Annotated in this window: 18 protein-coding genes and 1 tRNA gene; 12 read left to right on the top strand and 7 right to left on the bottom strand. The window is 76.6% G+C overall.

Annotation, left to right across the window (positions count from 1 at the left end; genetic code table 11):
- Window positions 1–73 precede the first annotated feature (73 nt).
- From FS882_RS14365 to FS882_RS14355, 3 genes are all read left to right on the top strand, one after another.
- Window positions 74–1,399, top strand: coding sequence for an MFS transporter (locus FS882_RS14365; RefSeq protein WP_158373856.1), 1,326 nt, complete (start codon window positions 74–76; stop codon window positions 1,397–1,399).
- Window positions 1,396–2,721: a peptide ligase PGM1-related protein gene (locus FS882_RS14360; protein WP_222848229.1), complete on the top strand. Its 1,326-nt coding sequence runs from the start codon at window positions 1,396–1,398 to the stop codon at window positions 2,719–2,721. The genes FS882_RS14365 and FS882_RS14360 overlap by 4 nt, the downstream gene beginning before the upstream one ends.
- A gap of 250 nt (window positions 2,722–2,971) precedes the next feature.
- Window positions 2,972–3,856 (top strand): scyllo-inosamine-4-phosphate amidinotransferase, encoded by an 885-nt coding sequence (locus FS882_RS14355; protein ID WP_187365309.1) that lies wholly within the window; start codon window positions 2,972–2,974, stop codon window positions 3,854–3,856.
- A 74-nt stretch (window positions 3,857–3,930) separates the two neighbouring features.
- Here FS882_RS14355 and FS882_RS14350 read toward each other — a convergent pair.
- Window positions 3,931–4,003: transfer RNA gene (locus FS882_RS14350), tRNA-Arg, on the bottom strand.
- A 150-nt stretch (window positions 4,004–4,153) separates the two neighbouring features.
- Between FS882_RS14350 and FS882_RS14345 the strand changes: the two genes are divergently transcribed.
- From FS882_RS14345 to FS882_RS14315, 7 genes are all read left to right on the top strand, one after another.
- A complete protein-coding gene (locus tag FS882_RS14345; RefSeq protein ID WP_262348309.1) occupies window positions 4,154–5,845 on the top strand; it encodes a dynamin family protein in 1,692 nt (563 codons plus the stop codon).
- A complete protein-coding gene (locus FS882_RS14340; RefSeq protein WP_158373850.1) occupies window positions 5,842–7,326 on the top strand; it encodes a GTPase in 1,485 nt (494 codons plus the stop codon). Before FS882_RS14345 ends, FS882_RS14340 begins: the two co-directional genes overlap by 4 nt.
- A 198-nt stretch (window positions 7,327–7,524) precedes the next feature.
- Window positions 7,525–8,097 carry a single-stranded DNA-binding protein gene (locus FS882_RS14335; RefSeq protein WP_158373847.1) on the top strand — a complete coding sequence of 191 codons (573 nt, stop codon included), beginning with the start codon at window positions 7,525–7,527 and terminating at the stop codon, window positions 8,095–8,097.
- 142 nt (window positions 8,098–8,239) lie between these two features.
- A complete protein-coding gene (ettA, locus tag FS882_RS14330; RefSeq protein ID WP_158373844.1) occupies window positions 8,240–9,922 on the top strand; it encodes an energy-dependent translational throttle protein EttA in 1,683 nt (560 codons plus the stop codon).
- Between the two features lie 103 nt (window positions 9,923–10,025).
- Entirely contained in the window at window positions 10,026–12,131 is a 2,106-nt protein-coding gene (locus tag FS882_RS14325) for a GTPase domain-containing protein (RefSeq protein ID WP_158373841.1), read from the top strand.
- Complete coding sequence (locus FS882_RS14320; RefSeq protein WP_158373839.1) at window positions 12,128–13,768, top strand: GTPase family protein; 1,641 nt, start codon at window positions 12,128–12,130, stop codon at window positions 13,766–13,768. Before FS882_RS14325 ends, FS882_RS14320 begins: the two co-directional genes overlap by 4 nt.
- A gap of 303 nt (window positions 13,769–14,071) precedes the next feature.
- A complete protein-coding gene (locus tag FS882_RS14315) occupies window positions 14,072–14,602 on the top strand; it encodes an acyl-CoA thioesterase (RefSeq protein WP_158373836.1) in 531 nt (176 codons plus the stop codon).
- A gap of 213 nt (window positions 14,603–14,815) precedes the next feature.
- Here the strand turns inward: FS882_RS14315 and FS882_RS14310 are convergent, their stop codons facing one another.
- Window positions 14,816–16,507, bottom strand: a complete 1,692-nt coding sequence (locus FS882_RS14310) for an SDR family oxidoreductase (protein WP_262348308.1) — start codon at window positions 16,505–16,507, stop codon at window positions 14,816–14,818.
- A 123-nt stretch (window positions 16,508–16,630) separates the two neighbouring features.
- Between FS882_RS14310 and FS882_RS14305 the strand changes: the two genes are divergently transcribed.
- The gene (locus FS882_RS14305; RefSeq protein WP_158373834.1) at window positions 16,631–17,314 is read left to right on the top strand and encodes an O-methyltransferase; all 684 of its coding nucleotides are present in this window, start codon (window positions 16,631–16,633) and stop codon (window positions 17,312–17,314) included.
- 5 nt (window positions 17,315–17,319) lie between these two features.
- On the opposite strand, the gene FS882_RS14300 is transcribed toward FS882_RS14305, so the two are convergent.
- The 3 genes from FS882_RS14300 to FS882_RS14290 all read right to left on the bottom strand — a co-directional run bounded on the left by FS882_RS14300 (window position 17,320) and on the right by FS882_RS14290 (window position 19,819).
- Window positions 17,320–18,315, bottom strand: coding sequence for a DNA topoisomerase IB (locus FS882_RS14300; RefSeq protein ID WP_158373832.1), 996 nt, complete (start codon window positions 18,313–18,315; stop codon window positions 17,320–17,322).
- 88 nt (window positions 18,316–18,403) lie between these two features.
- A complete protein-coding gene (locus tag FS882_RS14295) occupies window positions 18,404–19,297 on the bottom strand; it encodes an acyl-CoA thioesterase (protein ID WP_158373830.1) in 894 nt (297 codons plus the stop codon).
- A 75-nt stretch (window positions 19,298–19,372) separates the two neighbouring features.
- Entirely contained in the window at window positions 19,373–19,819 is a 447-nt protein-coding gene (locus FS882_RS14290) for a globin (protein WP_410053287.1), read from the bottom strand.
- A gap of 197 nt (window positions 19,820–20,016) precedes the next feature.
- On the opposite strand from FS882_RS14290, the gene FS882_RS14285 reads away from it, so the two are divergent.
- On the top strand, window positions 20,017–20,247 hold the full coding sequence (locus FS882_RS14285; protein ID WP_158373826.1) for a glucose PTS transporter subunit EIIB: 231 nt from the start codon (window positions 20,017–20,019) through the stop codon (window positions 20,245–20,247).
- A 126-nt stretch (window positions 20,248–20,373) separates the two neighbouring features.
- On the opposite strand, the gene FS882_RS14280 is transcribed toward FS882_RS14285, so the two are convergent.
- Window positions 20,374–21,381: a mechanosensitive ion channel family protein gene (locus FS882_RS14280; protein ID WP_239197884.1), complete on the bottom strand. Its 1,008-nt coding sequence runs from the start codon at window positions 21,379–21,381 to the stop codon at window positions 20,374–20,376.
- Between the two features lie 112 nt (window positions 21,382–21,493).
- Window positions 21,494–23,728, bottom strand: a complete 2,235-nt coding sequence (locus FS882_RS14275; RefSeq protein WP_158373824.1) for a prolyl oligopeptidase family serine peptidase — start codon at window positions 23,726–23,728, stop codon at window positions 21,494–21,496.
- Window positions 23,729–23,803 lie beyond the last annotated feature (75 nt).

Raw genomic sequence — 23,803 nt, 5'->3', positions numbered from 1 at the left:
TTCTCGCCGGCGACGACAGGACAGCCGGTCGATCGGCCGTTCCGTCGGTCACCCGGCTGCGAGTGTGGGTGGCATGCCCGATGACGTCGCACGCGAGGATGCCCGCGCGCGTCCCCGGGCCCGGGTCCCCGGCCTCGTGCTCAGGTCGCCGTACCGGCCCGTGCTGGGGGTGCGCTTCCTGCGCCGGGTGCTCGCGGGCATCGGTCTGTCCAGCATCGGTGACGGGCTGAGCGCGGTCGCGATCGGCTGGCTGGCGCTGGAGATCGCGCCCGTCGAGCAGGGTGCCACCTGGGTGGCGGTCGCCACCGCTGCCTACACGCTGCCCGGCGCGATCGGTGCCTTCGCCTTCGCGCGCTGGCTCACGGGACGTGCTGGTGCGCAGCTCGCGGTCTGGGACGCCACGCTGCGCGCGGCATTCCTGCTCGCCGTCCCGGTGCTCGCGGCGACCGGCGGGCTCAGCATCGAGGTGCTCGTCGCCCTCCTCGCGGGTTCCTCGCTGCTCAACGCCTGGGGCAAGTCCGGCCGGTACGTCCTCCTCGCGGACGCGGTTCCGCAGGAGCACCACCTGGCAGGCAACGCCCTCATCAACATCGTGCTCGAGCTCGCGTACGTCGCGGGGCCCCCGCTCGCGGCGCTGCTGCTGACGCTGGCCGACCCGAGCATCGTCATCGGGATCGACGCGTTGACGTTCGCGGTGCTGGCCCTGGTGTTCCGGTTCCTCGTCCCCGCTCGCCTCCGTGCTCGTCCTGCGGGACGCGTCCCGTCCCGGGGCACCGGGTTCGGAGCGATCGGCTCGGACCGGTCGCTGAGCGCGTTGGTCGCCGTCTCGTTCGCGTTCTTCCTGTGCTTCGGCCCGGTCGCCGTCGCGCTGACCGTGTACGTGCGCCAGGACCTCGGCGCCGACGCCGGCACGCTCGCGGGGTACCTGACGGGCTTCGGCATCGGAGGGTTCCTCGGCGCAGCGGCCGCCGGGTACCTGCGACGCTGGCCGTTGTTGCCCACCAGCCTGCTGAGCGTGCTCGGCGTCGGGGTGTTCCTGCTCCCCCTCGGGGCGGGGGTCGCGCCGGTGTGGGGCTGGGTGTCGTTCGCGGTCGCGGGCGTGTTCTGGGGCCCGTTCCCCTCGACGACGACCGCCTACTTCCAGCGGACGGCGCCGCACGGCGACCTCGCCGCCGTGCTCGCGGCACGCACAGCCCTGCAGACGTTCGCCCAGCCGGCGGGCGCGCTGCTCGCCGCCCCGCTCATCGCCGGCCTCGGGGCTCGGCTGACGCTCCTCGTCTGCGCCGGGGCGATCGTCGCGATCGCCTCGGTGGGAGCTCTGGCCGTCGGGACGCGGCCCTCCAGGACAACGCCCGCACGACGCCAAGGAATCACCAGCACCGACGAAGGAGCGACGTGAAGATCATCATCGGCAACAGCCGGACCGTGGAGATGGTGGGCGACCTGTCCCGACTCTCCGAGAGAGCGCGAAAGGGTGGCGCCTGGGGCGCCCAGCGCATGCTGTGGTTCGCGCAGGACTCGGATGTCGTCGTGCTCCCGTGGCGACCCCCGTCGTACCTGCTCGAGTACGTCACCTCGATGACCGGCACCGACCCGCGAAGCCTGACGATCCTCGTCCCGCCAGCGGGGGCGTTGGGTACGGATCTGCTGACGCCCGACCGGCTGGCTGATCCCGTGCTCATCTCCGAGCTGCGGGCCGCCATCGTCGGCGAAGACGTCGAGCGGGTCGTGACGTGCTTCGACGACCAGGCCGTGGTGGAGCTCTGCGAGACGCTCGGCGTCCAGGAAGCGCTGGCCGGGTACGCGTTCAGTGCGCAGGGGGGCGTCGCGCTGGTGAACAGCAAGGCCGTGTTCCGCGCGGTTGCCACCGGCATCGGACTGACGATCGCGCCGGGCGTCGTCACCGCGGACCCGGCGCGGGCGCTGTCGACACTGCGTCGCATCCTCGGGCAGGGGCATCCCGCGATGATCAAGCAGGAGTACGCCGGTGGCGGCTTCGGCAACACGATCGTGGCTCCGCACGACGGCGTGCGTCCTTCGGGTGCCGCTGAGGTCACGGTCCTCCCCGATTCCGAGGCCGTCGCCGAGTACCTGGGCTCGACCTGGGACTGGATGACCGCGGGTGGCGAGAGCCGGGTGGTCATCGAGCGGTTCTTCACCGACTGCACGACCGTCTACGCCGAGTTCGAGGTCACCGACGCCGCGTCGGAGCTGTCGGGTACCGGCGAGATCCTCATGGAACCCGTTGCTGCCGGCGAAGTGGTCCCGCCCCCGTCGCTCCGCAGCGAGCTGCACGACGAGCTCGTCCGCGAGGGGCGCCGGATCTGCGACACGTTCCGCGCCCTGGGCTACCGCGGGCGTGTCAGCGCCGACGCGATCGCGACGCCCGACGGCGAGCTGCTGTTCACCGAGACCAACGGTCGCGTCACAGGGTCGACCCATCTGCACACCGTGCTCCGGGACCGGATGCTCGGCCCGCAGCGCAGCGACGCGCGCACGCTCTTGGAGCGTGACTCCTGGCCCGTGCGCTCTTTCCCGGCCGCCGTCGCGGCTCTCGAGCGCAGCGGGCTCGCCTTCGACCGAGCCACGGGCGAGGGAGTCGTGCTGACGGCGAACTACGTCGACGTCACCGGGGCGGTCATGTACTGCGCCGTCGCTGCGACCTCTGCCGCCGCACGCGCGCTGGAGTCGCGTGTGCTCGCCCTGGCAGTCGAGGACTGACGCGGTGGCGGACATCCCTGCCACGCACCACACCACGTCGGCGCCAGGGTCGGACCCCGCCTGGCGGGCGGTGTCGCGGGTCCCGATCGGCAGCTGGGACGAGTTCACCCGTCTGCGTGAGGTCGTGGTCGGCACGGCGACCGGGGCGACGATCCCCTCAGCGGCCGACTCGTCCGCCTGGCTCAACCTGTACCCGGAGCTACCTCGGGCCCGGGCAGCCGGTGCTCCGGCCGGACCGGTGTCCTCGCGCGTGATCGGTGAGACCGAGGAAGACCTCGGTGAGCTGGTTCGGGTGCTCGAGGGCCTCGACGTGACGGTGCATCGCGCGCAAGGGGGCGCCGACGCCGCGCCGTTCGGCGCACCGGGATGGCAGAGCACAGGGATGTACGCGTACTGCCCCCGCGATGTGGCGCTCGTGCTGGGTCCCACCGTCGTCGAGACCGCGAGCCCGACGCGAGCGCGGTATTTCGAGTCGTTCGCGCTGCGCCACCTCGTGGACGGTGTGCTGACGGCCGGGGGGCAGTGGCTGGCGATGCCGCAGCCTCGGCTGGAGGAGTCGACGTACCTCGAGGACGGGCGCGGTCGGGTCCGCCTGGCGGACCACGAACCGCTGTTCGAAGCCGCGAACGTCCTGCGCCTCGGTCGGGACCTGCTCTACCAGGTCTCCGGGAGCGGCAACGAGCGCGGTCTGCGGTGGCTCCGGTCTCTCCTGGGGCTCCTCGGCGAGGGAATCCGGGTGCATCCGCTGAGAAATATGTACGCGGGGACCCACATCGACAGCACGATCGCGTTGCTGCGCCCGGGGCTGGTCCTTCTCAACCCGCGACGCGTCACGCCGGAGACGGTGCCCCGCTGTTTCGACGGCTGGGAGGTCGTCTGGTGCCCGGAACCCGCGCCGGGTTCGGTGAACCCGTTCGACCTGAGCTCACCGTGGATCAGCATGAACCTGCTCATGGTCGACACCGACCTCGCGGTGGTGGACGCGACCCATCCGGCGCTGGTGCGCGCTCTCGAGCGCCACGGCATCGACGTGATCCCGTTGCGGCTCCGGCACGCCCGGACCCTGGGTGGCGGGTTCCACTGCGTCACGCTCGACCTCACCCGCGACGGCGGGCCGCAGGACTACACGCGGTAGACGGACGCGGCCCTCGGTCCGGACCGAGGGCCGCGCCGCCGCGCTCGAGGAACGAGCGAACGGCAGCGTCCGGGTGCCCCCAGCAGGACTCGAACCTGCAACCGACGGATTAGAAGGCCGTTGCTCTATCCATTGAGCTATGGAGGCGTCGCCGGGCGCCGCACGGGGCCGCGCGACCGGCGCACCCAGGGTACGCGCCACCGGTGACCCGGCCCCGCGCCCCGCGTGCCGAAGTCGTCGCAGGTCACACGGCGCGGACGTTTGGCCGCCTCCCCGTTCACACGAGAGGATGACGGTGTGAACGTGCAGGCGGAGAGCTCGGCGGCGCGGGATGTCCTCGACCGGCCGCTCGCCGCGACGTCCCTGCTCGACGCCCTGACCGACCTCCTGCGCGACGTGCGGGCGACCGAGTTCCCGCTCGAGGTGCCCGGCGTGGGCGCCGCGCGGGCGTCCCGGACCCGGCTGGTCGACCAGCTCGCCGACCACCTGGTGCCGCGGCTGCGGCAGCTGTCCGCGCCGGCGATCGTCGTGGTCGCGGGGTCGACCGGGGCGGGCAAGTCGACGCTGGTGAACTCGCTGGTGGGCACCGAGGTGACCACCGCCGGCGTGCTGCGGCCGACGACGCGCCGCCCGGTGCTGGTGCACCACCCCGACGACGCGGAGCTGGTGCGCGAGCACCCCGTGACCGACGCCGTGGAGATCGTGGCGTCGGAGCGGGTGCCGCGCGGCATCGCGCTGATGGACGCGCCCGACGTCGACTCCGTGGAGGAGGCGAACCGGCGTTCGGCGCACCGGCTGCTGGAGGCGGCCGACCTGTGGCTGTTCGTCACGACTGCCGCCCGGTACGGCGATGCGCTGCCCTGGCGGGTGCTCACCGGCGCGACCGAGCGCGGCGCGTCCGTGGCGATGGTGCTCAACCGCGTCGACCCGGCGTCGCTGCCGACGGTCCGCGGGGACCTGCTGGACCGGCTCCGCTCGCACGGGATGCAGGGCTCGCCGCTGTTCGTGGTGCCGGACCTCGGGCCGCACGAGGGGCTGATGGACGCGGGGCTGGTCGCGCCGATCACCCGCTGGCTGACCATGCTCGCCGGTGCCGACCGGGCGCGGACCGTCGTCGCCCGGACGCTGCGCGGGTCGTTCGCCGCGTTGCGGCCGTGGGTGGACGAGCTCGTCGACGCGGTGGACCGGCAGGCCGAGGCCGCGGCCGCGGTGCGCACGGCCCTCGACGACGCCGTGCGCGCACCGGCGGAGGACGCGCGCCGCACGATCACGCGCGGCGCCGTCGCGCAGGGCGCGGTGCAGGCGCGCTGGACCGAGCTGACCGCGCCGGGCGCGGCGCTCGCGGACGTGCTGAAGGGCGGCGGGCGGGTCGACCGGTCGCGCCGGGCCGGCCGGGACCGCGCGGCGGCGGTCATGCCGCTGGTGCAGGACCTGGTGTCGTCGGCGACCTCGACGCTGTCGGCCGTCGGCGCCGCGACCGAGACCGCGCTGCGCGACGCCCTGGCCGCCGGCCCGGCGGGCGCGACGACCCTCGCGGGCGACTGGTCGGCCGCCGACCGGGCCGCGGACCGGCCGCGCGAGGTCGAGCGCGCCGCCCGGGACTGGGTCGGCGGGGCGGTCGAGGTGCTGACCGCCGACCCGGCGACCCCCGCCCCGGCGGGCGACGACCGCACCGCGAAGCGCGTCGCCGCCAAGGCCGCCAAGCGGGCCGCCGCCGCGCAGCGCGCCCTCGGCGACGAGGGGCTGGCCGCGCTGGCGCTGGCGTCGGCCGCCGGGCTGGAGGCGGCCGACCGGATGCTGGTCGACCTGCTCGGCGAGCGCGGCACCGCCGTGGCGGGGACGCTGCGCGACCGGCTCGCGCAGCACGCCGCCGACCAGGCGGGTCGCGAGCGGGACGCGGCCGCCGCCGTGCTGGACCGCCCGGCGCTCGCACCGGACGCCGCGTCGACGCTGCGGCTGCGGCTGGCCGTGATCAAGGGGCTGACATGACCGACTCCCGCGGCGACACCGCCGCGCTCACCAAGCGCCTGGCGCGGCTGGACGAGGCGCTGGCGGTCGGCGGCGACCGCCTCGACCCGGCCGTGGCGACGCGCGTGCGGGGGATCGGCGACCAGGTGCGGACCCGGCTCGCGCTGGGGGTGGACCACACGGTCGTCGCCCTGCTCGGCGGCACCGGCTCCGGCAAGTCGAGCCTGTTCAACGAGATCTGCGGGCTCGAGTTCGCCGAGGTCGGCGTGAAGCGCCCCACCACCTCCCAGCCGACCGCCTGCGTGTGGGGCGGAGGCGGGGAGAAGCTGCTCGACTGGCTCGACGTCGCCGACGACCGCCGGATCGAGCGGGAGAGCGCCCTCGACGGCGACACCGAGGCACCGCTGCGCGGCCTCGTGCTGCTCGACCTGCCGGACCACGACTCGATCGAGGACGCGCACCGCGAGGCCGTCGACCGGCTGCTGCCGATGGCCGACCTGCTGATCTGGGTCGTCGACCCGCAGAAGTACGCCGACGACTCGCTGCACTCCGGCTACCTCCAGGGCCTGGTGGGGCACGAGGGGGCGATGCTCGTCGTGCTCAACCAGGTGGACACCGTGCCGGCCGAGCAGCGGGAGGCGCTGGTCGCCGACGTCGCGCGGCTGCTGGCCGCCGACGGGCTCACCGGCGTCGAGGTGCGCAGCACGTCCGCCCGCACCGGCGAGGGGGTCGCCGAGATGCGGGACACGCTCGCCGAGGTCGTCGGGCGGCAGAGCCTCGCGGCGCGGCGCGCGTCCGCCGAGATCGCCGACGCCGCGCGGCTCGTGCAGGGCGAGGTCGGCGACGCGGAGCCGCCGTCCGAGGCGCTGGACGTGACGCCCGTCGCGGTGACGCTCGCGCACGCGGCGGGGCTGCCCGCGCTGGCGGACGCGGTCGCGGCGGTGGTGCGGGGGAGCGCGACGACGGTCCCGGAGCTGGTGTCGGTGCAGGAGGGCGCGGTCGCGCTGGCGCGCGGCCAGTGGACCGACGCGGTCACCGCGCGGCTGCCGCGCCGGTGGGTCGAGGCGGTGCGCGGCGCCCTCGCCGGCACCGAGGAGATCCGCTCGGCGGCCGACGAGGCGCTGTCCCGGGTGGCCGTCGTCACCCGCCGGTCGCGGCTCGCCGTCACGCTGCTGGTGCTGGCGGTCGTGCTCGGCGTCGGCGCGCTGGCCGCTGGTGGCGCGGGCGCGTGGCGCACCTGGGGGTCGGGCACCGGCCCGGAGGACCTGCTCGGGCTGGGCTGGCCGGCGGCGGCCGTGCTGGCCGTGCTCGCTGTGCTGTGCGCGTGGCTCGCGGTGCGGGCCCGGCGCGCGGCGGCGGGTCGCCGGGCCGAGCGGGTGCGCCGGGACGGGCGGGAGGCGCTCGAGGGCGTGGCGCGCCGGTGCCTGGCGGAGCCGACGGCGGCGGTGCTGGCCGAGCACCGGCGGGTGCGGGAGCTGGCCGCGGGGGCGCGGGAGGGCTGAGGCCGGGCGACCGGCCGGGCGGGGTGCCGCTGCGCGCCCGTGCCCCGCGATCACGGGGCGCCGAGTCCTCCACAGGCCCGGCGCGGTGCGTCGTCCCCAGGTGCGCGGGCTGCGCCGGGAGCCGCCGAGGTCGCGGCGGGCAGCGTGGTGCCCACGGCCGGCCCGCACGGGCGCCGGCCCCGGGCACCAGGAGGACGCATGGCGGTCAACGAGCTCACGGTCACGGTGGTCGGCTGGGTCGGCAGCGACCCGGTCCGGTACACCGGCGACGACGGGCAGGTCCCGTTCACCAAGTTCCGGGTGGCCAGCACCCCCCGGGTGTACGACCGGGACCAGGACGGGTACGTGGACGCCGACACCAGCTGGTTCACCGTGAAGACGTTCCGGCACCTCGCGCTCAACGTCGCCGAGTCGGTGCGCCGGGGCGAGCCGGTGGTCGTGCACGGCCGGCTCCGGCTGGTCGACTGGGTGGCGCCCGACGGGCGGCCGCGGACCACCGCCGAGCTGACCGCCGACGCCGTGGGGCACGACCTGTCCCGCGGGACCACGCGGTTCATGCGGACGGTGCACGCGCCCGGGCGCGCGGCGGCCGCCGACGCGGACGGGCGGGCCGTGCCACCGGAGACCGAGGACGGGGCGGACGACGGCGGCGCCGGCGTCGGCGGGCGGGGCGCGGAGGTGGTGGACGTGAGCCGGGCGTTCGAGCTGGCGGACGACGACCCGCTGCCCGGGGACGTCCCGACCGGGACGGTGCAGGCGCTGCCGGCCTGAGCGGGCGCCGGAGCCGGCGGGCGGCCGCGCGGTCCCGACGGCGGGGATCGCCTAGGCTGGGGGACTGCGCGCCGCCCGGCACCCGCGTGGTCGCCCGGCGCGCGACACCGGAACCGACGACCCCGAGGCGGACGAGAAGCCAGTGGCTGAGTTCATCTACAGCATGTACAAGGCGCGGAAGGCGCACGGCGACAAGGTCATCCTCGACGACGTCTCGCTGAACTTCCTGCCCGGCGCCAAGATCGGCGTCGTCGGGCCGAACGGCGCGGGCAAGTCGACCATCCTCAAGATCATGGCCGGGCTGGACCAGCCGTCCAACGGCGAGGCGCGCCTCAGCCCCGGCTACACGGTCGGCATCCTGCAGCAGGAGCCCCCGCTGAACGAGGAGAAGACCGTCCTGGGCAACGTCCAGGAGGGCGTCGCCGAGATCAAGGGCAAGATCGACCGGTTCAACGAGATCTCCGCCCTCATGGCCGAGCCCGACGCGGACTTCGACGCGCTGCTCGCCGAGATGGGCCAGCTGCAGGAGGCCATCGACGCCGCCGACGCCTGGGACCTCGACGCCCAGCTCGAGCAGGCGATGGACGCCCTGCGCTGCCCGCCGCCGGACGCCGACGTGTCGGTGCTGTCCGGTGGTGAGCGCCGCCGCGTCGCGCTCTGCAAGCTCCTGCTCGAGAAGCCCGACCTGCTGCTGCTCGACGAGCCCACCAACCACCTCGACGCCGAGAGCGTGCTCTGGCTCGAGCAGCACCTCGCCACCTACCCCGGCGCCGTCCTCGCGGTCACCCACGACCGGTACTTCCTGGACCACGTCGCGGAGTGGATCTGCGAGGTCGACCGCGGCCGGCTGTACCCGTACGAGGGCAACTACTCCACCTACCTGGAGAAGAAGGCCGCCCGCATGGAGGTGCAGGGCAAGAAGGACGCCAAGCTCGCCAAGCGCCTGAAGGACGAGCTCGAGTGGGTGCGCTCCTCGGCGAAGGGCCGCCAGGCCAAGTCGAAGGCGCGTCTGGCCCGCTACGAGGAGATGGCGGCGGAGGCCGACCGGACCCGCAAGCTCGACTTCGAGGAGATCCAGATCCCGCCGGGCCCGCGTCTGGGCAGCGTCGTGCTGGAGGCCGAGAACCTCGAGAAGGGCTTCGGCGACCGCGTCCTCATCGACGGCCTGAGCTTCACGCTGCCGCGCAACGGCATCGTCGGCGTCATCGGCCCGAACGGCGTGGGCAAGACCACGCTGTTCAAGACGATCGTGGGCCTGGAGCCTCTCGACGGCGGCTCGCTCAAGGTCGGCGAGACGGTGTCGGTGTCCTACGTCGACCAGTCGCGCGGCGGCATCGACCCCAAGAAGACGCTGTTCGAGGTCGTCTCCGACGGGCTCGACTTCATCAAGGTCGGCAACGTCGAGATGCCCTCCCGGGCCTACGTCGCCTCGTTCGGCTTCAAGGGTCCGGACCAGCAGAAGCCCGCGGGCGTCCTGTCCGGTGGTGAGCGCAACCGGCTGAACCTCGCGCTCACCCTCAAGCAGGGCGGCAACCTGCTGCTGCTCGACGAGCCGACCAACGACCTCGACGTCGAGACCCTCGGCTCGCTGGAGAACGCCCTGCTGGAGTTCCCCGGCTGCGCCGTCGTGGTGTCCCACGACCGGTGGTTCCTCGACCGGGTGGCGACGCACATCCTGGCCTACGAGGGCACCGAGGAGAACCCGGCGAACTGGTACTGGTTCGAGGGCAACTTCGCCTCGTACGAGGAGAACAAGGTCTCGCGGCTCGGCGCCGACGCCGCCCGCCCGCACCGCGTCACCTACCGCAAGCTGACCCGCGACTGACGCACCCCGCGCACCGCACGCGCCGGCCGCCGCCCCCTACCCGGGGGCGGCGGCCGGCTCGTCTCCCGGGGCGGGGGACCGCGCCGGGCGGCAGGATGGGCGGATGGCCGACGACACGCCCCCGACGAGCGCCGGCGCGGTGACCGGCGCGGACGCCGCGCTCGGCGACGCCCTGGAGCGGTTGCGCGCCCGGCTCCGCGACCTCGCGCTGCCGCTCGACGCCCCGGGGTCGGCCCAGGCCCGCACCGACCGCCGGGCCGCGCTCGACCAGCTCGACGACTACCTGCTGCCGCGGCTCCGTTCCGTCGGCGCGCCGCTGCTCGTCGTCGTCGGCGGCTCCACCGGGGCGGGGAAGTCGACCCTGGTGAACTCGTTGCTCGGCGAGCGGGTCAGCGATCCCGGCGTGCTGCGCCCCACGACGCGGTCGCCGGTGCTGGTGCACCACCCGCTCGACGGCGGCTGGTTCGCCGGCGACCGGGTGCTGCCGGGGCTCGCGCGCCTGGCGGGGGACCGGGGGCTCGGCGACGGCAGCGCCGCCGAGCCCGGTGCCGCTGCCGTGCGCCTGGTCCCGAGCGGCGCCCTGCCCCGCGGCCTCGCCCTGCTCGACGCACCCGACGTGGACTCGGTCGAGGAGGCCAACCGCCGGCTCGCGGCCCAGCTGCTCGCCGCCGCCGATCTGTGGCTGTTCGTCACGACGGCCGCCCGGTACGCCGACGCGGTGCCGTGGGACCTGCTGCACACCGCCGCCGAGCGGCACGCGCAGGTCGCGCTGGTCGTCGACCGGGTGGACCCCGGCTCCGAGGCGGCGGTCGAGGACCTGCGCCGGATGCTCGACGCGAACGGTCTCGCCGGCGCGCCGCTGTTCCCGGTGCCCGAGGGCACGGGACCGGACGGCCTGCTCCCGGAGGAGGCGGTCGGCGCGGTCGCCGCCTGGCTGTCGGACCTCGGCGGCGACGCGGCCGCCCGGCGCGCGGTGGCGGTGGCGACCCGGGACGGCGTGGTGGACGACCTGGCGCGCCGCGGGCTGTCGCTCGCGCAGGCGGCCGACGGCCAGGTCGTCGCCGACGCGCGGCTGCGGGACGCGGTGGCGCGCGCCTACGCGGAGGCGGCCACGCAGGTCGCGGCGGCGACGTCCGACGGAGCGATGCTCCGCGGCGAGGTGCTGGCCCGCTGGCAGGAGCTCGTCGGCACCGGCGACCTGCTGCGGTCCGTCGAGCGCGGGGTCGGCCGGGTGCGGGACGCCGTGGTCGGGTTCGTCCGCGGCCGGCCCGCGGCGACCCCGCCGGTCGAGCAGGCGATCGCGCACGGGCTGGCGGCCGTCGTCCTGGACGCGGCCGACGCCGCGGCCGAGCGCACGCACGCGGCGTGGCGAGGCGACCCGTCCGGGGCCGCGCTGCTGCCGGACCTCGGGCTGTCGCGGTCGTCGACGACGCTGCGGGCCGAGGTGGACGCCGAGATCCGGGCCTGGCAGTCCGACGTCCTGGCGCTGGTCGGCGAGCAGGGCGCGCAGCGGCGCGGCACGGCCCGCGCGCTGTCCTTCGGCGTCAACGCGCTCGGCGTCAGCCTGATGGTGCTGGCCTTCGCCTCGACCGGCGGGCTGACCGGGATCGAGGTCGGCATCGCGGGCGGCACCGCGGTGGTCGCCCAGAAGCTGCTCGAGGCCGTGTTCGGCGACGACGCGGTGCGCCGGCTGACCGCGGAGGCGCGCGAGCGGCTCGACGCCCGGGTGCGCGGGGTCCTCGCCGGCGAGGCCGCGCGGTACACCTCGCAGCTCGACGCACTGGTGGTGACGGGCGGCGAGGCGCTGCGAGCCGCGGCCCTGGCGGTGGAGGACGCGGCACGCGGCGAGCGGGCGGAGCGCGCGGCGGCGGGGGCCGCGGCTGGTGACGGGACGGCGGCGGGTGCGCCCGTGCCGGGAGCGCCGGGCCGGGTGGCGACGGCGGGCGGGCCGGGGCTCGGGTCGCCGGGCGGCCTGCCGACCAGCCTGCGCGGCGCCGACCGGTGGCGGGCGCGCGCGGGTGCCGCGGGCCCCGGGCGGACGCCGGGCGTGGGCGGCGGGGGGACGTGGCCGGGTGCGGAGGGCCTGGCCGGTGGGGCTCCGGCGGGCGCTGCGCCGGGCGGCTCCCCGGGCGCAGGCGGAGCCACCGACCCCGACCACCCGCGCGGCGGGTTCTGGCGCCGGCTGCTCGGCCGGGAGGACCGCGGATGAGCGTCCCGCTGCACGACCGCGTCGCCGCGCTCACCGCGGCGCTCGACGCGGGGGAGGGCCGGCTGCCCGCCGTCACCGTCGCCGACGGCCGGGCGGTGCTGGCGCGGGTCGGCGAGCGCGCGGCGCTGTCGGCGGAGCACACCGTCGTGGCGCTGGCCGGCGCCACCGGGTCGGGGAAGTCGTCGCTGGTGAACGCCCTCGTCGGCGAGGAGGTCGCGGTCCCGGGCGTGCAGCGGCCGACCACGGGGGAGGCGCTCGCGGCGGTCCGCGGCCCGGGCGCCGAGCCGCTGCTCGACTGGCTGGGGGTGCGCCGCCGGCACGGGCTGCCGGTCGGTCCCGGTGCCGCGGGGTCGCGGCTGGTGCTCCTCGACCTGCCGGACCACGACTCGGTGGTCGAGGCCCACCGGCTGCGCGCCGAGCACCTGATCGAGCGGGTCGACCTGCTGGTCTGGGTCGTCGACCCGCAGAAGTACGCCGACGCGGCGCTGCACGAGCGCTACCTGCGCCCGCTCGCCCGGCACGCGGACGTCGTCGTGCTGGTGCTCAACCAGGCCGACCGGCTCGCGCCCGCGGAGGTCGACGCCGTGCTGGCCGACCTGCGGCGGCTCGCGGCCGACGACGGCCTGCCGGGCGTGCGGACGCTCGCCGTCTCCGCGCGCACGGGGCAGGGGGTGTCGGCGCTGCGCGACCTGCTGGACGACGCCGCCGAGCGCCGCCGGGTGGCCGTCGCCCGGATGACGGCCGACGTCGAGGTGGCGGCCCGCCGAGTGCTCGACGCGTGCGGCGCGGCGCCCGCGCGGCGCCGGGGCCGGGACGACGCCGGGCTGCCGGCGCTCGCGGACGCACTCGCCGAGGCCGCGGGCGTCCCGGTCGTGGTCGAGGCGGTGCGGCGTGCGGCGGTGCAGCGGGCGTCCGCGCGGGCCGGGTGGCCTCCGGTGCGCTGGCTCGCCCGGCTGCGGCCCGACCCGCTGCGCCGGCTGCACCTCGCGACCGGTGCCGCGTCCGGGCGCCGCCGTGGCCGGGCCGGCGCCGTCGACCCGGCCGAGCCGGGGGCCGTCGAGCGCACGTCGCTGCCGCCCGCCGGTCCCGCCGCCCGCGCGGCCGCGTCCTCCGCCGTGCGCCGGTACGTGGACGGCGCCACCGCCGACGCCCCCGACGCCTGGGCGCTCGCCGTGCGGGACGCCGTCGGCGCGGCGGACCTGGCCGACGACCTGGACCGCGCCGTCGGCGGCACCGCGCTGCTGCCGGACCGCCCGGGGGCGTGGGTCCGGGTCGCCGGGTGGCTGCAGTGGCTGCTGCTCGCCGCGGCCGTGGCGGGGGCGGCGTGGCTCGGGGCGCTCGCCGGGCTGGCGTACCTGCAGCTGCCGGTGCCGCGTACGCCGGAGTGGGGCCCGTTCCCGGTGCCGACCGCGCTGCTCGCCGGCGGCCTGCTCGCGGGGGCCCTGCTGGCGCTGCTCGCGTCGGTGCTCGCGCGGGTGCTCGCCCGGGGCCGGGCGCGGACGGCGCGGGCGCGGCTGCTCACGGCGGTCACCCGGGTGGCGCGGGAGCGGGTCGCCAACCCCGCGGCCGCGGTGCTGGGCGACCTGGCGACGTGCCGGGAGCAGGCGCACCGCGCGGCGGGTGACCGCGGGCGCTGACCCCACGCCGGTCGGGACCGGGCCGGGCGGCGTGGGCCCGGGCCGGGTGTGGGGCCGGGCCGGTTGTGGGGTCGGGCGGCGCCGGGCCGGGCCGGGCGGGGCGTGGGGCCGGCTGGCCCCTGCCGGGCGGCGTCGGGTCGGTGCCGCTGGAGCGGTGCGGTCCGCCCCGGCCCGCCGGACGACGACGTCCCGTGCGCGCCGGTGCGGCCGACGCCACACGCGCGCCGCGCCCGCGACCGCCGGCGCGAGGGGCAGGATGCTGGGGGCGCGCCGCACGGCGCCGCACCGAGGGACGGAGGACGGATGGCCAGGCTCCGGGTGCCGGTCCAGCTGCGCTGGTCCGACATGGACGCGTACGGGCACGTGAACAACGTCGAGCTGCTGCGGCTGCTCGAGGAGGCCCGCATCGAGGCCTTCTGGGCGCACCCCGCGCCCGCCGACCCCCTCGGGGAGGGCGCGGCGCCGCGCGTCCCCGACCGCGAGACGTGGCCGACGGCTGTGCTCGACGCCGGCCCGGGCGCGCGGACCGCGACGCTCGTCGCCCGCCAGGAGGTCGAGTACCTGCGTCCCCTCGGCTACCGCCGCACGCCGGTCGTGGTCGACATGTGGATCGGCCACCTCGGCGGCGCGAGCATCGACGTCTGCTACGAGGTGCACGACGCGTCCCCCGACGACGTCGCGGCCGACGGCGCCGGGCCCTACGCCCGCGCGGTCACGACCCTCGTCCTGGTCGACGCCGCCAGCGGCTCGCCGCGCCGCATCGGCGAGACCGAACGGGCGGCCTGGCTGCCCTACGTCGAGACCCCGCCGACGTTCCGCCGCCGCGGCCGCTGACCGCCGGGCCGACCCGCCGCCCTCCGGCGGCGCCCCACTCGCCGAGATAGGGCCGTCGCGCCGACGTAGGACCGTCCTGGGTCCTATCTCGGCGCGGGGGTCCTATCTCGCGGCGCGAGCGCGGCGCGAGCGCGGCGCGAGCGCGCCGGGTGCGCGGCGGCCGGCCGGCCGTGCGCGGCGTCGCGTCGGGCGTTCGGCGCCGGCGGCGCCCGGTCAGCGGGGGAGGTCGCGGCGGGAGCGCTCCGCGGTCTCCGCGGCGCGGGCGATGTTGCGCTGCATCCCGCCGAACACCACGCCGTGGAACGGGTACACCGCCCACCAGTACAGCTGCCCGAGCAGCCCGTGCGGGTGGAACACGGCACGCTGCGCGAACCGGGTCGGCGGGGTGGTCCAGCGCTCGGGGGAGACGTCGGCCGGGCGGGCGGAGTCGTGGTCGCCCTGCTCCACGGGGGTGTCGCCGTCGGGCTCGACGCGCAGCTCCAGCCACGCCAGCCCCGGCAGCCGCATCTCGGCGCGCAGCCGCAGCAGCCGGCCGGGCTGCACCTCCTCGACGCGCCAGAAGTCCACCGCGTCGTCGACGACGAGCCGCCGGGGGTCCCGCCGACCCCGCCGCAGACCCGGTCCGCCGACGACCCGGTCCATCAGCCCGCGGACGCGCCAGGCCAGCGACCACGAGTACCAGCCGCGCTCGCCGCCGACGGACTCCAGCACCCGCCACAGCGCCGCGGGCGACGCGTCGACGTCGACGCTCCGGGCGTCCTCGTAGAGCGAGCCGCCGGCCCAGTCGGGGTCGGACGGCAGCGGCTCGGACGGCGCCCCGGGGACGCCGGCCGACGACCAGCGCGTCGTCACGTCCGCCTCGCGGATCCGGGCGAGCGCGAGCTCCAGCGCGCGGGAGAACGAGATCAGCCCTTCCGGCGGGTCGGGCACGTACTGGGCGATGTCGTGCTCGTCGCAGACGACCTCGTGGATCAGCGACTCGACCAGCGGCCGGGCGATGCCGGACGGCACGGGTGTGACCAGGCCGACCCAGTGGCTCGACAGCCGCGGGGTGAGGACCGGGACCTTGACGATCAGCCGCCGCGGCAGCCCGGCGGCCTTCGCGTAGCCCTGCATCATGTCGCGGTAGGTCAGGACGTCGGGCCCGCCGATGTCGAACTCGCGGCTGACCTCCGGCGGCATCGACGCCGAGCCGACCAGGTAGCGCAGCACGTCCCGGACGGCGATCGGCTGGATGCGGTTGTCGAGCCACTTGGGCACCGTCATGGCGGGCAGCCGCTCGGTGAGGTACCGCATCATCTCGAATGACGCGGAGCCGGAGCCGAGGATGATCGCCGCGCGCAGCACGGTCGTCGGGACGCCGGAGGCGAGCAGGATCTCGCCGACCTCCGTGCGCGACGCGAGGTGCGGGGACAGGTCCTCGGTGTCCGGCGTCAGCCCGCCGAGGTAGACGATCCGGCCGACGCCCGCCTCGCGCGCGGCCGCGCCGAACACCAGCGCCGTGTGGCGGTCGCGCTGCTCGAACCGGCGGCCGGAGCCGAGCGAGTGGATCAGGTAGTACGCGACGTCGGCGCCGTCGAGCGCCGCGCGGATCTCGTCGGGCTCGGCGGCGTCCGCCTGGGCGATCTCCACCGCGTCGTACCAGGGCCGGCCGCGCAGCCGCTCGGGCCGGCGGGCGATCGCGCGCACCCGGTAGCCGGCGGCCAGCAGCTCCGGGACCAGGCGGCCCCCGACGTAGCCGGTCACGCCGGTCACGGCCACCAGCGGGGCGTCCGGGCGCGGGCGGCCGTCGGGGCCGACGCCGGGGACGATCCCGGTGAGGGAGCGGGCGACGGGCTCGGGGAGCAGGTCGTCGGCGATGGGCGCGTCCGCGCTCGGGCCGGTCACGGCGGGGTCCTGGGGCACGTCCGCAGTCTCCGACGCTCCGGCGCGGCCCGCATCCGGTGGCACCGCCCGGGGAGGTCGGAGCCGGGCCCGCCGACGGGAGGTCCGGACCGTCCACCCCGCGGCCGGGTGCATGATCGGATCATGGGCGAGCACGGGTCGGGGGAGCAGGGCTGGGCCGCGGTCGACGCGTACCTGGTCGAGCAGCTGGTGCCGGAGAGCGCCGCGCTGGTCGCGGCGCGGGACGCCGGGCGGGCGGCCGGGCTGCCGGCTATCGAGGTCGCGCCGACGGAGGGCCGGCTGCTGTGGTTGCTGTGCCGGATCGCGGGCGCGCGGCGGGTGCTGGAGTTCGGCACGCTGGCCGGGTACAGCACGCTGTGGCTCGCCGACGCCGTCGGGCCCGAGGGCCACGTGACGACGCTGGAGATCGACCCGGCGCACGCCGCGGTCGCCCGGGACACCTTCGTGCGGGCCGGCGTCGCGGACCGCGTGCGGCTGGTCGAGGGGCCCGCGGGCGAGTCGGTCGAGGGCCTGCTCGCGCGGGGCGAGGAGGCGTTCGACCTCGTCTTCATCGACGCCGACAAGCCGAGCAACGCGCGCTACCTCGACCTCGCGGTGCGGCTGTCCCACCCGGGGACGGTGATCGTCGTCGACAACGTGGTGCGCCGGGGCGAGGTGGCCGACGCGGCGTCCGAGGACCCCCGCGTGGTCGGTTCCCGGGAGGTGCTGCGCGCGCTCGGCAGGCACCCGCGGCTGGACGCGACCGCGCTGCAGACGGTCGGCGCGAAGGGCTGGGACGGCTTCGCCCTGGCCCGCGTCCGGGACTGACGCCCTCAGGACAGCAGCGCCAGCGTCTCCTTCTCCGCGACCGCCTGGGATCGCGTGGGCCGGATGGTGCTGCCGTGCGACCACAGCTCGACGACCCGCGGGTCGATGTACGACGCCCGGCACACCGCGGGGGTGTTGCCGAGCTCGTGGGACACCGCCTTGACGACCGTGGCCACGACCCGCCGCCGCCCCCGCTCGGACTTCGGCGCCTCGCCGGACGCCGCCAGCCCGCGCGCCGCGAGCACCGTCGCGTGCCAGGTGCGGAAGTCCTTCGGGCTGGCGTCGTCGCCGAGCCGGTGCTTGACGTCCGCGCCGACCTCGGCGCTGGTGATGTCGTGCCAGCCGTCGTCGTCGCGCCACGCCAGCAGCTCGGGCCCGCCGCCGCGCCGGCGCAGCAGCGTGCCGACGAGCTCCGCGACCTGCGCGTCCTCGACGACGACGTCCCGGATCTGCCCCGACTTGGCGGGGTAGTGGAACCGCACGGCGGTCTCGGCGCCGTCGTCGTCGGCCAGGACCTGGACGTGTTCGCGGCGCAGCGTCGCCAGGCCGTAGGAGCCGTTGCGCTGCGCGTAACCCTCGCCGCCGGCCCGGAAGTACGCGAGGTCGAGCAGCCGGAACGCCAGGGCGAGGGCCTTCGCCCGCGGGAACCCCGGCAGGGCGAGGTCACGGCGCACCGACCGGCGCGCGGCAGGCAGCCGGCGCGCGACGTCGAGCACGTGGTCGTGCTTGAGCCGGTCTCGGCGCCGCCGCCACTGCTCGTGGTAGAGGTACTGGCGCCGCTGCGCGTCGTCCAGCCCGGCCGCCTGGATGTGGCCGTTGGCCCACGGACTGATCCAGACGTCCTGCCAGGCCGGCGGGATGGCCAGCGCGGTGATCCGGTCCAGGTGCTCGACGTCGGTGATCCGCGTGACGCGGTCGACGTCGAGGTAGGAGAAGCCCTTCCCCGCACGTCGCCGGGTCCACCCCGGGGAGTCGATCCTGACCCGTCGCAGCCTCACCACCGGGACACTGTGCACCGGGGTGCGGGGCCCCGCCAGCGGAGCGCCTGAGCCGTCAGGGAGGCGGCCGGGGCACCGGCCGCGCCGCGCGTCAGGCGGCCGGGACCCGGACCATGCCCTCCTGGGCGATGGTCGCCAGCAGCGCGCCGGAGCGGTCGAACACCCGGGTGCTGCCGAGCCCGCGCCCGCCCTGCGCCGACGGGCTGTCCTGGTCGAACAGCAGCCAGTCGTCGACCCGCACGTCCCGGTGCCACCACATGGCGTGGTCCAGGCTCGCCACCGACAGCCCCGGCGTGAGCCAGGACAGCCCGGCGCGGCGCAGCACCGGCTCGAGCATGATCTGGTCGCAGGCGAACGCGAGCAGCGCGCGGTGCAGCAGCTGGTCGTCGGGCAGGGCGCCCTTGGCGCGCATCCACACCCGCTGCCGGCCCTCCGGCGTCGGGGCCGGGCCCAGGTAGAGCGAGCCGCCGACGTGCCGGACGTCGAACGCGCTCTCGTGCGTCCAGAACCGGGCGACGGGGTGGTCGAGGTGGCCCATCCGGTCCATCGCCGACTCCACGTCCTCGGGTGCGGGGACGTCCGGTGCGGGCTCGGTGTGCTCGACGCCGGGCTGGTCCTCCTGGAACGAGGCGATCATCGACAGGATCGGGTCGCCGTCCTGCGCCGCGTGCGTGCGCCGCGCGGAGAACGACCGGCCGTCGCGCAACCGCTCGACCCCCAGCTCGATCGGGGTGCCGACCTCGCCCGCGCGCAGGAAGTACCCGTGCAGCGAGTGCGGCAGCCGGCCCTCCGGGACGGTACGCCCCGCCGCGACGAGCGCCTGCGCGATGACCTGGCCGCCGAACACCCGGCCGCCGGGCTTCGGCAGGTTCGTGGCGGTGAAGGCGTCCGGGCCGGCGCCGGGGGCGACGTCGAGGACGCCGAGCAGCGCGGTGATCGGGTCGGGGGCGGAGGCGGGAGCGGTCGAGGGTGCGGCGTCGGTCACGCGGGCCAGCGTCTCACGACGGCCCGCCCGGCCGGTGCGCCGTCGGTGCCGACTCGGTGCTCCCGTCGAGCCGGGTCAGCGTCCCGCGGAGTTGACCAGCGAGTGCGCGGCCCGCTCCAGGTAGTCCCACAGCGTCGCCTCGTGCAGCGGAGCCAGCCCGAGGGTGTCGACCGCCGCGCGCATGTGCCGCAGCCACCGGTCGCGCGCGTCGGGGTCGACGGTGAACGGCATGTGCCGCATCCGCAGCCGGGGGTGGCCGCGCTCCTCGGAGTAGGCGGTCGGCCCGCCCCAGTACTGCTCGAGGAACATCGTCAGCCGGCGCTTCGCGGGGCCGAGGTCCTCCTCGGGGTACATCGGCTTCAGCACCGGGTCGCCGGCGACGCCGTCGTAGAACGCGTCGACCAGCCGGGTGAACGTCACGTGGCCGCCGACGGCCTCGTAGAACGACTCGCGGCGGCGGGCCTCGGCGCTGCCCTCGGGCGCCGGGGCGACGGGGGACGCCGCGGGTGCCGCGGCGCTCAGCGGGAGGGTCGGGCCGGCCGGGCGGGGCGCGGGTGGCGGCGGCTGGTCGGTCATGGCGACAGTCTCGCACCGCGCGGGGCGGGGTCCGGGCGTCGCACCCGGTCGCGGGCCACCGCGCGGACTAGGCTGGAGCCCAGGCGACCGCCCGCGCGGGTGGCCGCGGGGGCATTCCGCAGAACAGCACCACGGGGGTTCCATTGAGCAAGGCAGAGCAGATCCTGGTGGCCCTGGGCGGCGGCGGCAACGTCGTCGACCTCGAGCCCTGCATCACGCGCCTGCGGGTCGAGGTCACCGACCCGCAGCGCGTCGACGAGGACGCCCTCAAGGCGACCGGCGCGTTCGGCGTCGTGCGCTCCGGGCGCATCGTCCAGGTCATCGTCGGCCCCGAGGCCGACAACCTGGCCGCGGAGCTCGACGGCCTGCGCTGACGCAGGTCCCGCACGGCGACGGCCCCGGCCGCACCGACCCCGAGGGGGACCGGCGCGACCGGGGCCGTCGCGCGTCCGGCGGCGGCCGTCCACCCGGCGGACCCGGCCCGGGTCGACGGCGGCGCGTCAGTCCGTCGCGGGGTCGTCCGTCGCCGACACGCGCTCGCGGTGCGCCTCCAGCGCCTCGCGCTGACCGGCGAGCGGGATGTCCGCGGCCTCCAGCGCCTCGCGGACCGCGGTGCGCAGGGCGCGGGCGACCGCCCACTGCCGCGCGGGGGCGGTGCGCTGCACGAGCTTGACCGTCACCGCGTCGAACGACAGGTCCTCGGCGGTCGTCACGGTGGCGGAGCCCTCCATCGACGGGCCGAGTGCCGGGTCCTCGGCCAGCCGCGCAGCGGCGCCGACCAGCACGTCGCCGACCCGGTCGAGGTCCGCGAAGTAGTCGACCTTCACCTCGACCACGGCGTTGGCCCAGCCCTGGGTCTTGTTGCCGACCCGGAGCATCGAGCCGTTGGGGACGTACCAGAGGGTGCCGTCGGCGTCGCGGATCTTGGTCACGCGCAGCCCGACCGACTCGACCGTGCCCTGCGCGGGGCCGACGTCGACCACGTCGCCGACGCCGTACTGGTCCTCCAGCAGCATGAACATCCCGGACAGGAAGTCCTTCACCAGGCTCTGCGCGCCGAAGCCGAGCGCGACGCCGACGATCCCGGCCGAGGCGATGAACGGGGCGATGTTCACCCCGACCTGGTCGAGCACGGACAGCACGACGACGGTGCCGATGACGATGCCGGCGGTCGAGCGCAGCACCGAGCCGATGGTCCGGGCGCGCTGGGTGCGCCGGGCGTTCGCGATCGGGTTGACCTTGCGCAGGGCCGAGGCGACCTCGGTCCCGCCGAGCGGCTTGGCGATGCCGCGCTGCAGCAGCGACGTGCCGTCGGCGATGTGCTCGGTGACGACCTTGATCAGGCGCCGGACGATCAGCAGCGCGACGGCGCCGATCACGATGATCAGCGCGATGCGCAGGCCGGGGCCGAGCAGCCAGTCGACGAGGGCGTCGGCGTTGTCGGCGAGGGCGGCGGCCGGGTCGTCGGACGCGGCCGGCAGGACGGAGGGGAGGGACGCGGCGATCACCGGTCCACGCTAGCGGCCACCCCGGCGGGGTCGCGCGGCCCGCACGCGGCCCCCACGGGACCCGCACACGCTCCCGCGCCGCACGGGCCCCGCGTCCCCGCGCGGGCGGGCGTCAGCGGCGGGCCAGGCCGGTGCGGTCCGCGACGAACTGCAGCTGCTCGACGGTCAGGGCCACGGTGCGGGACAGCGCGCGGCCGCCGTGCCCGACGCCCTTCTCCCGGCGGACCAGGACCGGCGCGTCGTCGAGCGGGGCGGAGGTCGCGGCCTGCAGCGCCGCCCCGAGCTTGCGCGCGTGCAGCGGGTCGACCCGGGTGTCGCCGTCGAAGATCGTGAACAGCGTCGCCGGGTACGCGGTGCCGTCGACCACCCGGTGGTACGGCGAGTAGGACAGCAGCCAGTCCAGCTCCCGCGGGGTGCCGGCGTCGCCGTACTCGTCGGTCCACGTCGTCCCGAGCCCGAAGTGCTGGTACCGCACCATGTCGAGCAGCGGGGCCGAGCAGACCACCGCCGCGAACGTCTCCGGGTGCTGGGTCAGCGCGGCGCCGACCAGCAGGCCGCCGTTCGACCCGCCCCAGCACGCCAGCCGGTCCGTGGTGGTCCAGCCGTCGTCGACCAGCAGCCGCGCCACGGCGTGGAAGTCGTCGAAGACGTGCTGCTTGTGCCCGCGGCGTCCGGCGCGGTGCCAGTCCTCGCCCTCCTCGCCGCCGCCGCGCAGGTTGGCGACGACGTAGACGCCGCCGGCCTCGACCCAGGCCAGCGTGGTGGCGGAGTACGCCGGGTCGAGCGAGATCTGGAAGCCGCCGTAGCCGTAGAGGATCGTCGGTGCGGGGGCGAGCGGGCGGCCGTCGGCGTCCAGCGCGTCGGCCCGCGCCACGACGAACGCCCGCACCTCGGTGCCGTCGGCGCTGGTGGCGACGACGCGCTGCACCCGCACGTCGGGCAGGTCGGCGACCACCCCGGGCGGGGCCGCCCACAGGGAGGTCGTCCCGGTCTGCGCGTCGTACCGGTGCACCTCGGCGACCGTCGTGTGGTCGGTGTACGAGAACCAGACGTCCGGGCCGCCGTCGGGGCGCGTGACCAGCCCGCCGGTGGAGCCGAGCCCGGGCAGGTCGACGGTGCCGGCGTCGCCGGGCAGCCGCTCGCCGGTCGCCGGATCGTGCACGGTGATCTCGCTGACCGCGTGCCGGCGCCAGGCCGCGACGAGCCGCCGCGGGGTCGTGTCGTCCCCGCCGCCGTCGGTGAACGCGACGTCCTCCAGCACCGCCTCGGGGTCCTCGGGCAGCAGGGTGCGCCAGTGCGGGACGCCGGGCTCCTCGGGGTCGGCGACGGCCAGCCGCCCGCGGTCGGCGCCGAGCGTGGTGTGCAGGTACAGCCGCCCGTCGCGCCCGACCCAGGCGCCGATCTCGGCGTCCTCGCCGACGGCGACCTCGCGGAAGGCGGGGACGGCGCCCGGCTCGGTCGCGGCCAGGTCGGCGATCCACACGTCGGTGCGCGGTGCGGTGCCGGCCGACGCCGAGACGATCAGCCAGCGGCCGTCGCGGGACACCGAGACGCCGTAGTAGTTGGTCATGTCGAGGCCGTCGCCGAACACCTCGAGGTCCTGCGCCGCGTCGGTGCCGACCACGTGCCGCCACACCCGGCGGTGGTACTGCTTCTCGCCCTCGGGCAGCAGGTCGGGCGCCAGGCGCCGCACGTAGAAGAACGACCGGCCGCCCGGCTCCCACGCGACGGGGGAGTACCGGGCGCGGTCGACCGGGCCCTCCACGAGCGCGCCGGTCGCGACGTCGAGCACGTGCAGCACGCTCTCCTCGGTGCCGCCGTGCGACACCTGGTACGCCAGCAGGTCGCCCTCCTTGCTCGGCTGCCACGCGTCGAGCGTGGTGGTGCCCGCGGGGTCGAGCGCCACGGGGTCGACGAGCACCCGCTCGCGCTCGCCGCCCGGGGACGCGGGGTCCGGCTCCGCCACGACGACCACCGCGTGCTCCTGGTCGCCGGTGCGCCGGGAGAAGAACCGGCGGTCGCCGCGCCAGGCGGGCACGCCCACGAAGCCGGCGCCGAGCAGCGCGCGCAGGCGCTCGGTCAGCGGGCCGGTCGCGAGCGGGCCGTCCGCGAGGTCGCCGGCCGTGACCCGCGCGCGGTACGCGGAGTACAGGTCGTCCTGCGCGGTGGACCAGGCCTCCGTCTCCGGGTCCTCGGGGTCCTCCAGCCAGCGGTACGGGTCGGCGACGGCGCGGCCGTGCAGGTCCTCGACCAGGTCGAGGCGGCGGGCGGCGGGGTAGCCGGTCGCGGTCGGCGTCGCGGCGGCGGCGACGTCGGCGGGCTCGGTGGCGGCGGGCTCGGCGGTCATGCGCGCCACCCTACGGCCCCGGCCGCGGGGGCCCGGTGCCGCGGCGGCGCGGGTCCCGCACCCGCACCCACCAGC

The organism is Cellulosimicrobium cellulans (assembly GCF_007679345.1).
Lineage (GTDB): Bacteria > Actinomycetota > Actinomycetes > Actinomycetales > Cellulomonadaceae > Cellulomonas > Cellulomonas cellulans_A.
The sequence above is the reverse complement of the archived record's forward strand: the minus strand, read 5'-3'. Positions and strand labels throughout refer to the sequence as shown.

Coding starts and splice junctions, on each gene's coding strand:
- FS882_RS14365 (WP_158373856.1), top strand. CDS start 74: ATGCCCGATGACGTCGCACGCGAGGATGCCCGCGCGCGTCCCCGGGCC.
- FS882_RS14340 (WP_158373850.1), top strand. CDS start 5,842: ATGACCGACTCCCGCGGCGACACCGCCGCGCTCACCAAGCGCCTGGCG.
- FS882_RS14335 (WP_158373847.1), top strand. CDS start 7,525: ATGGCGGTCAACGAGCTCACGGTCACGGTGGTCGGCTGGGTCGGCAGC.
- FS882_RS14325 (WP_158373841.1), top strand. CDS start 10,026: ATGGCCGACGACACGCCCCCGACGAGCGCCGGCGCGGTGACCGGCGCG.
- FS882_RS14320 (WP_158373839.1), top strand. CDS start 12,128: ATGAGCGTCCCGCTGCACGACCGCGTCGCCGCGCTCACCGCGGCGCTC.
- FS882_RS14315 (WP_158373836.1), top strand. CDS start 14,072: ATGGCCAGGCTCCGGGTGCCGGTCCAGCTGCGCTGGTCCGACATGGAC.
- FS882_RS14305 (WP_158373834.1), top strand. CDS start 16,631: ATGGGCGAGCACGGGTCGGGGGAGCAGGGCTGGGCCGCGGTCGACGCG.
- FS882_RS14275 (WP_158373824.1), bottom strand. CDS start 23,728: ATGACCGCCGAGCCCGCCGCCACCGAGCCCGCCGACGTCGCCGCCGCC.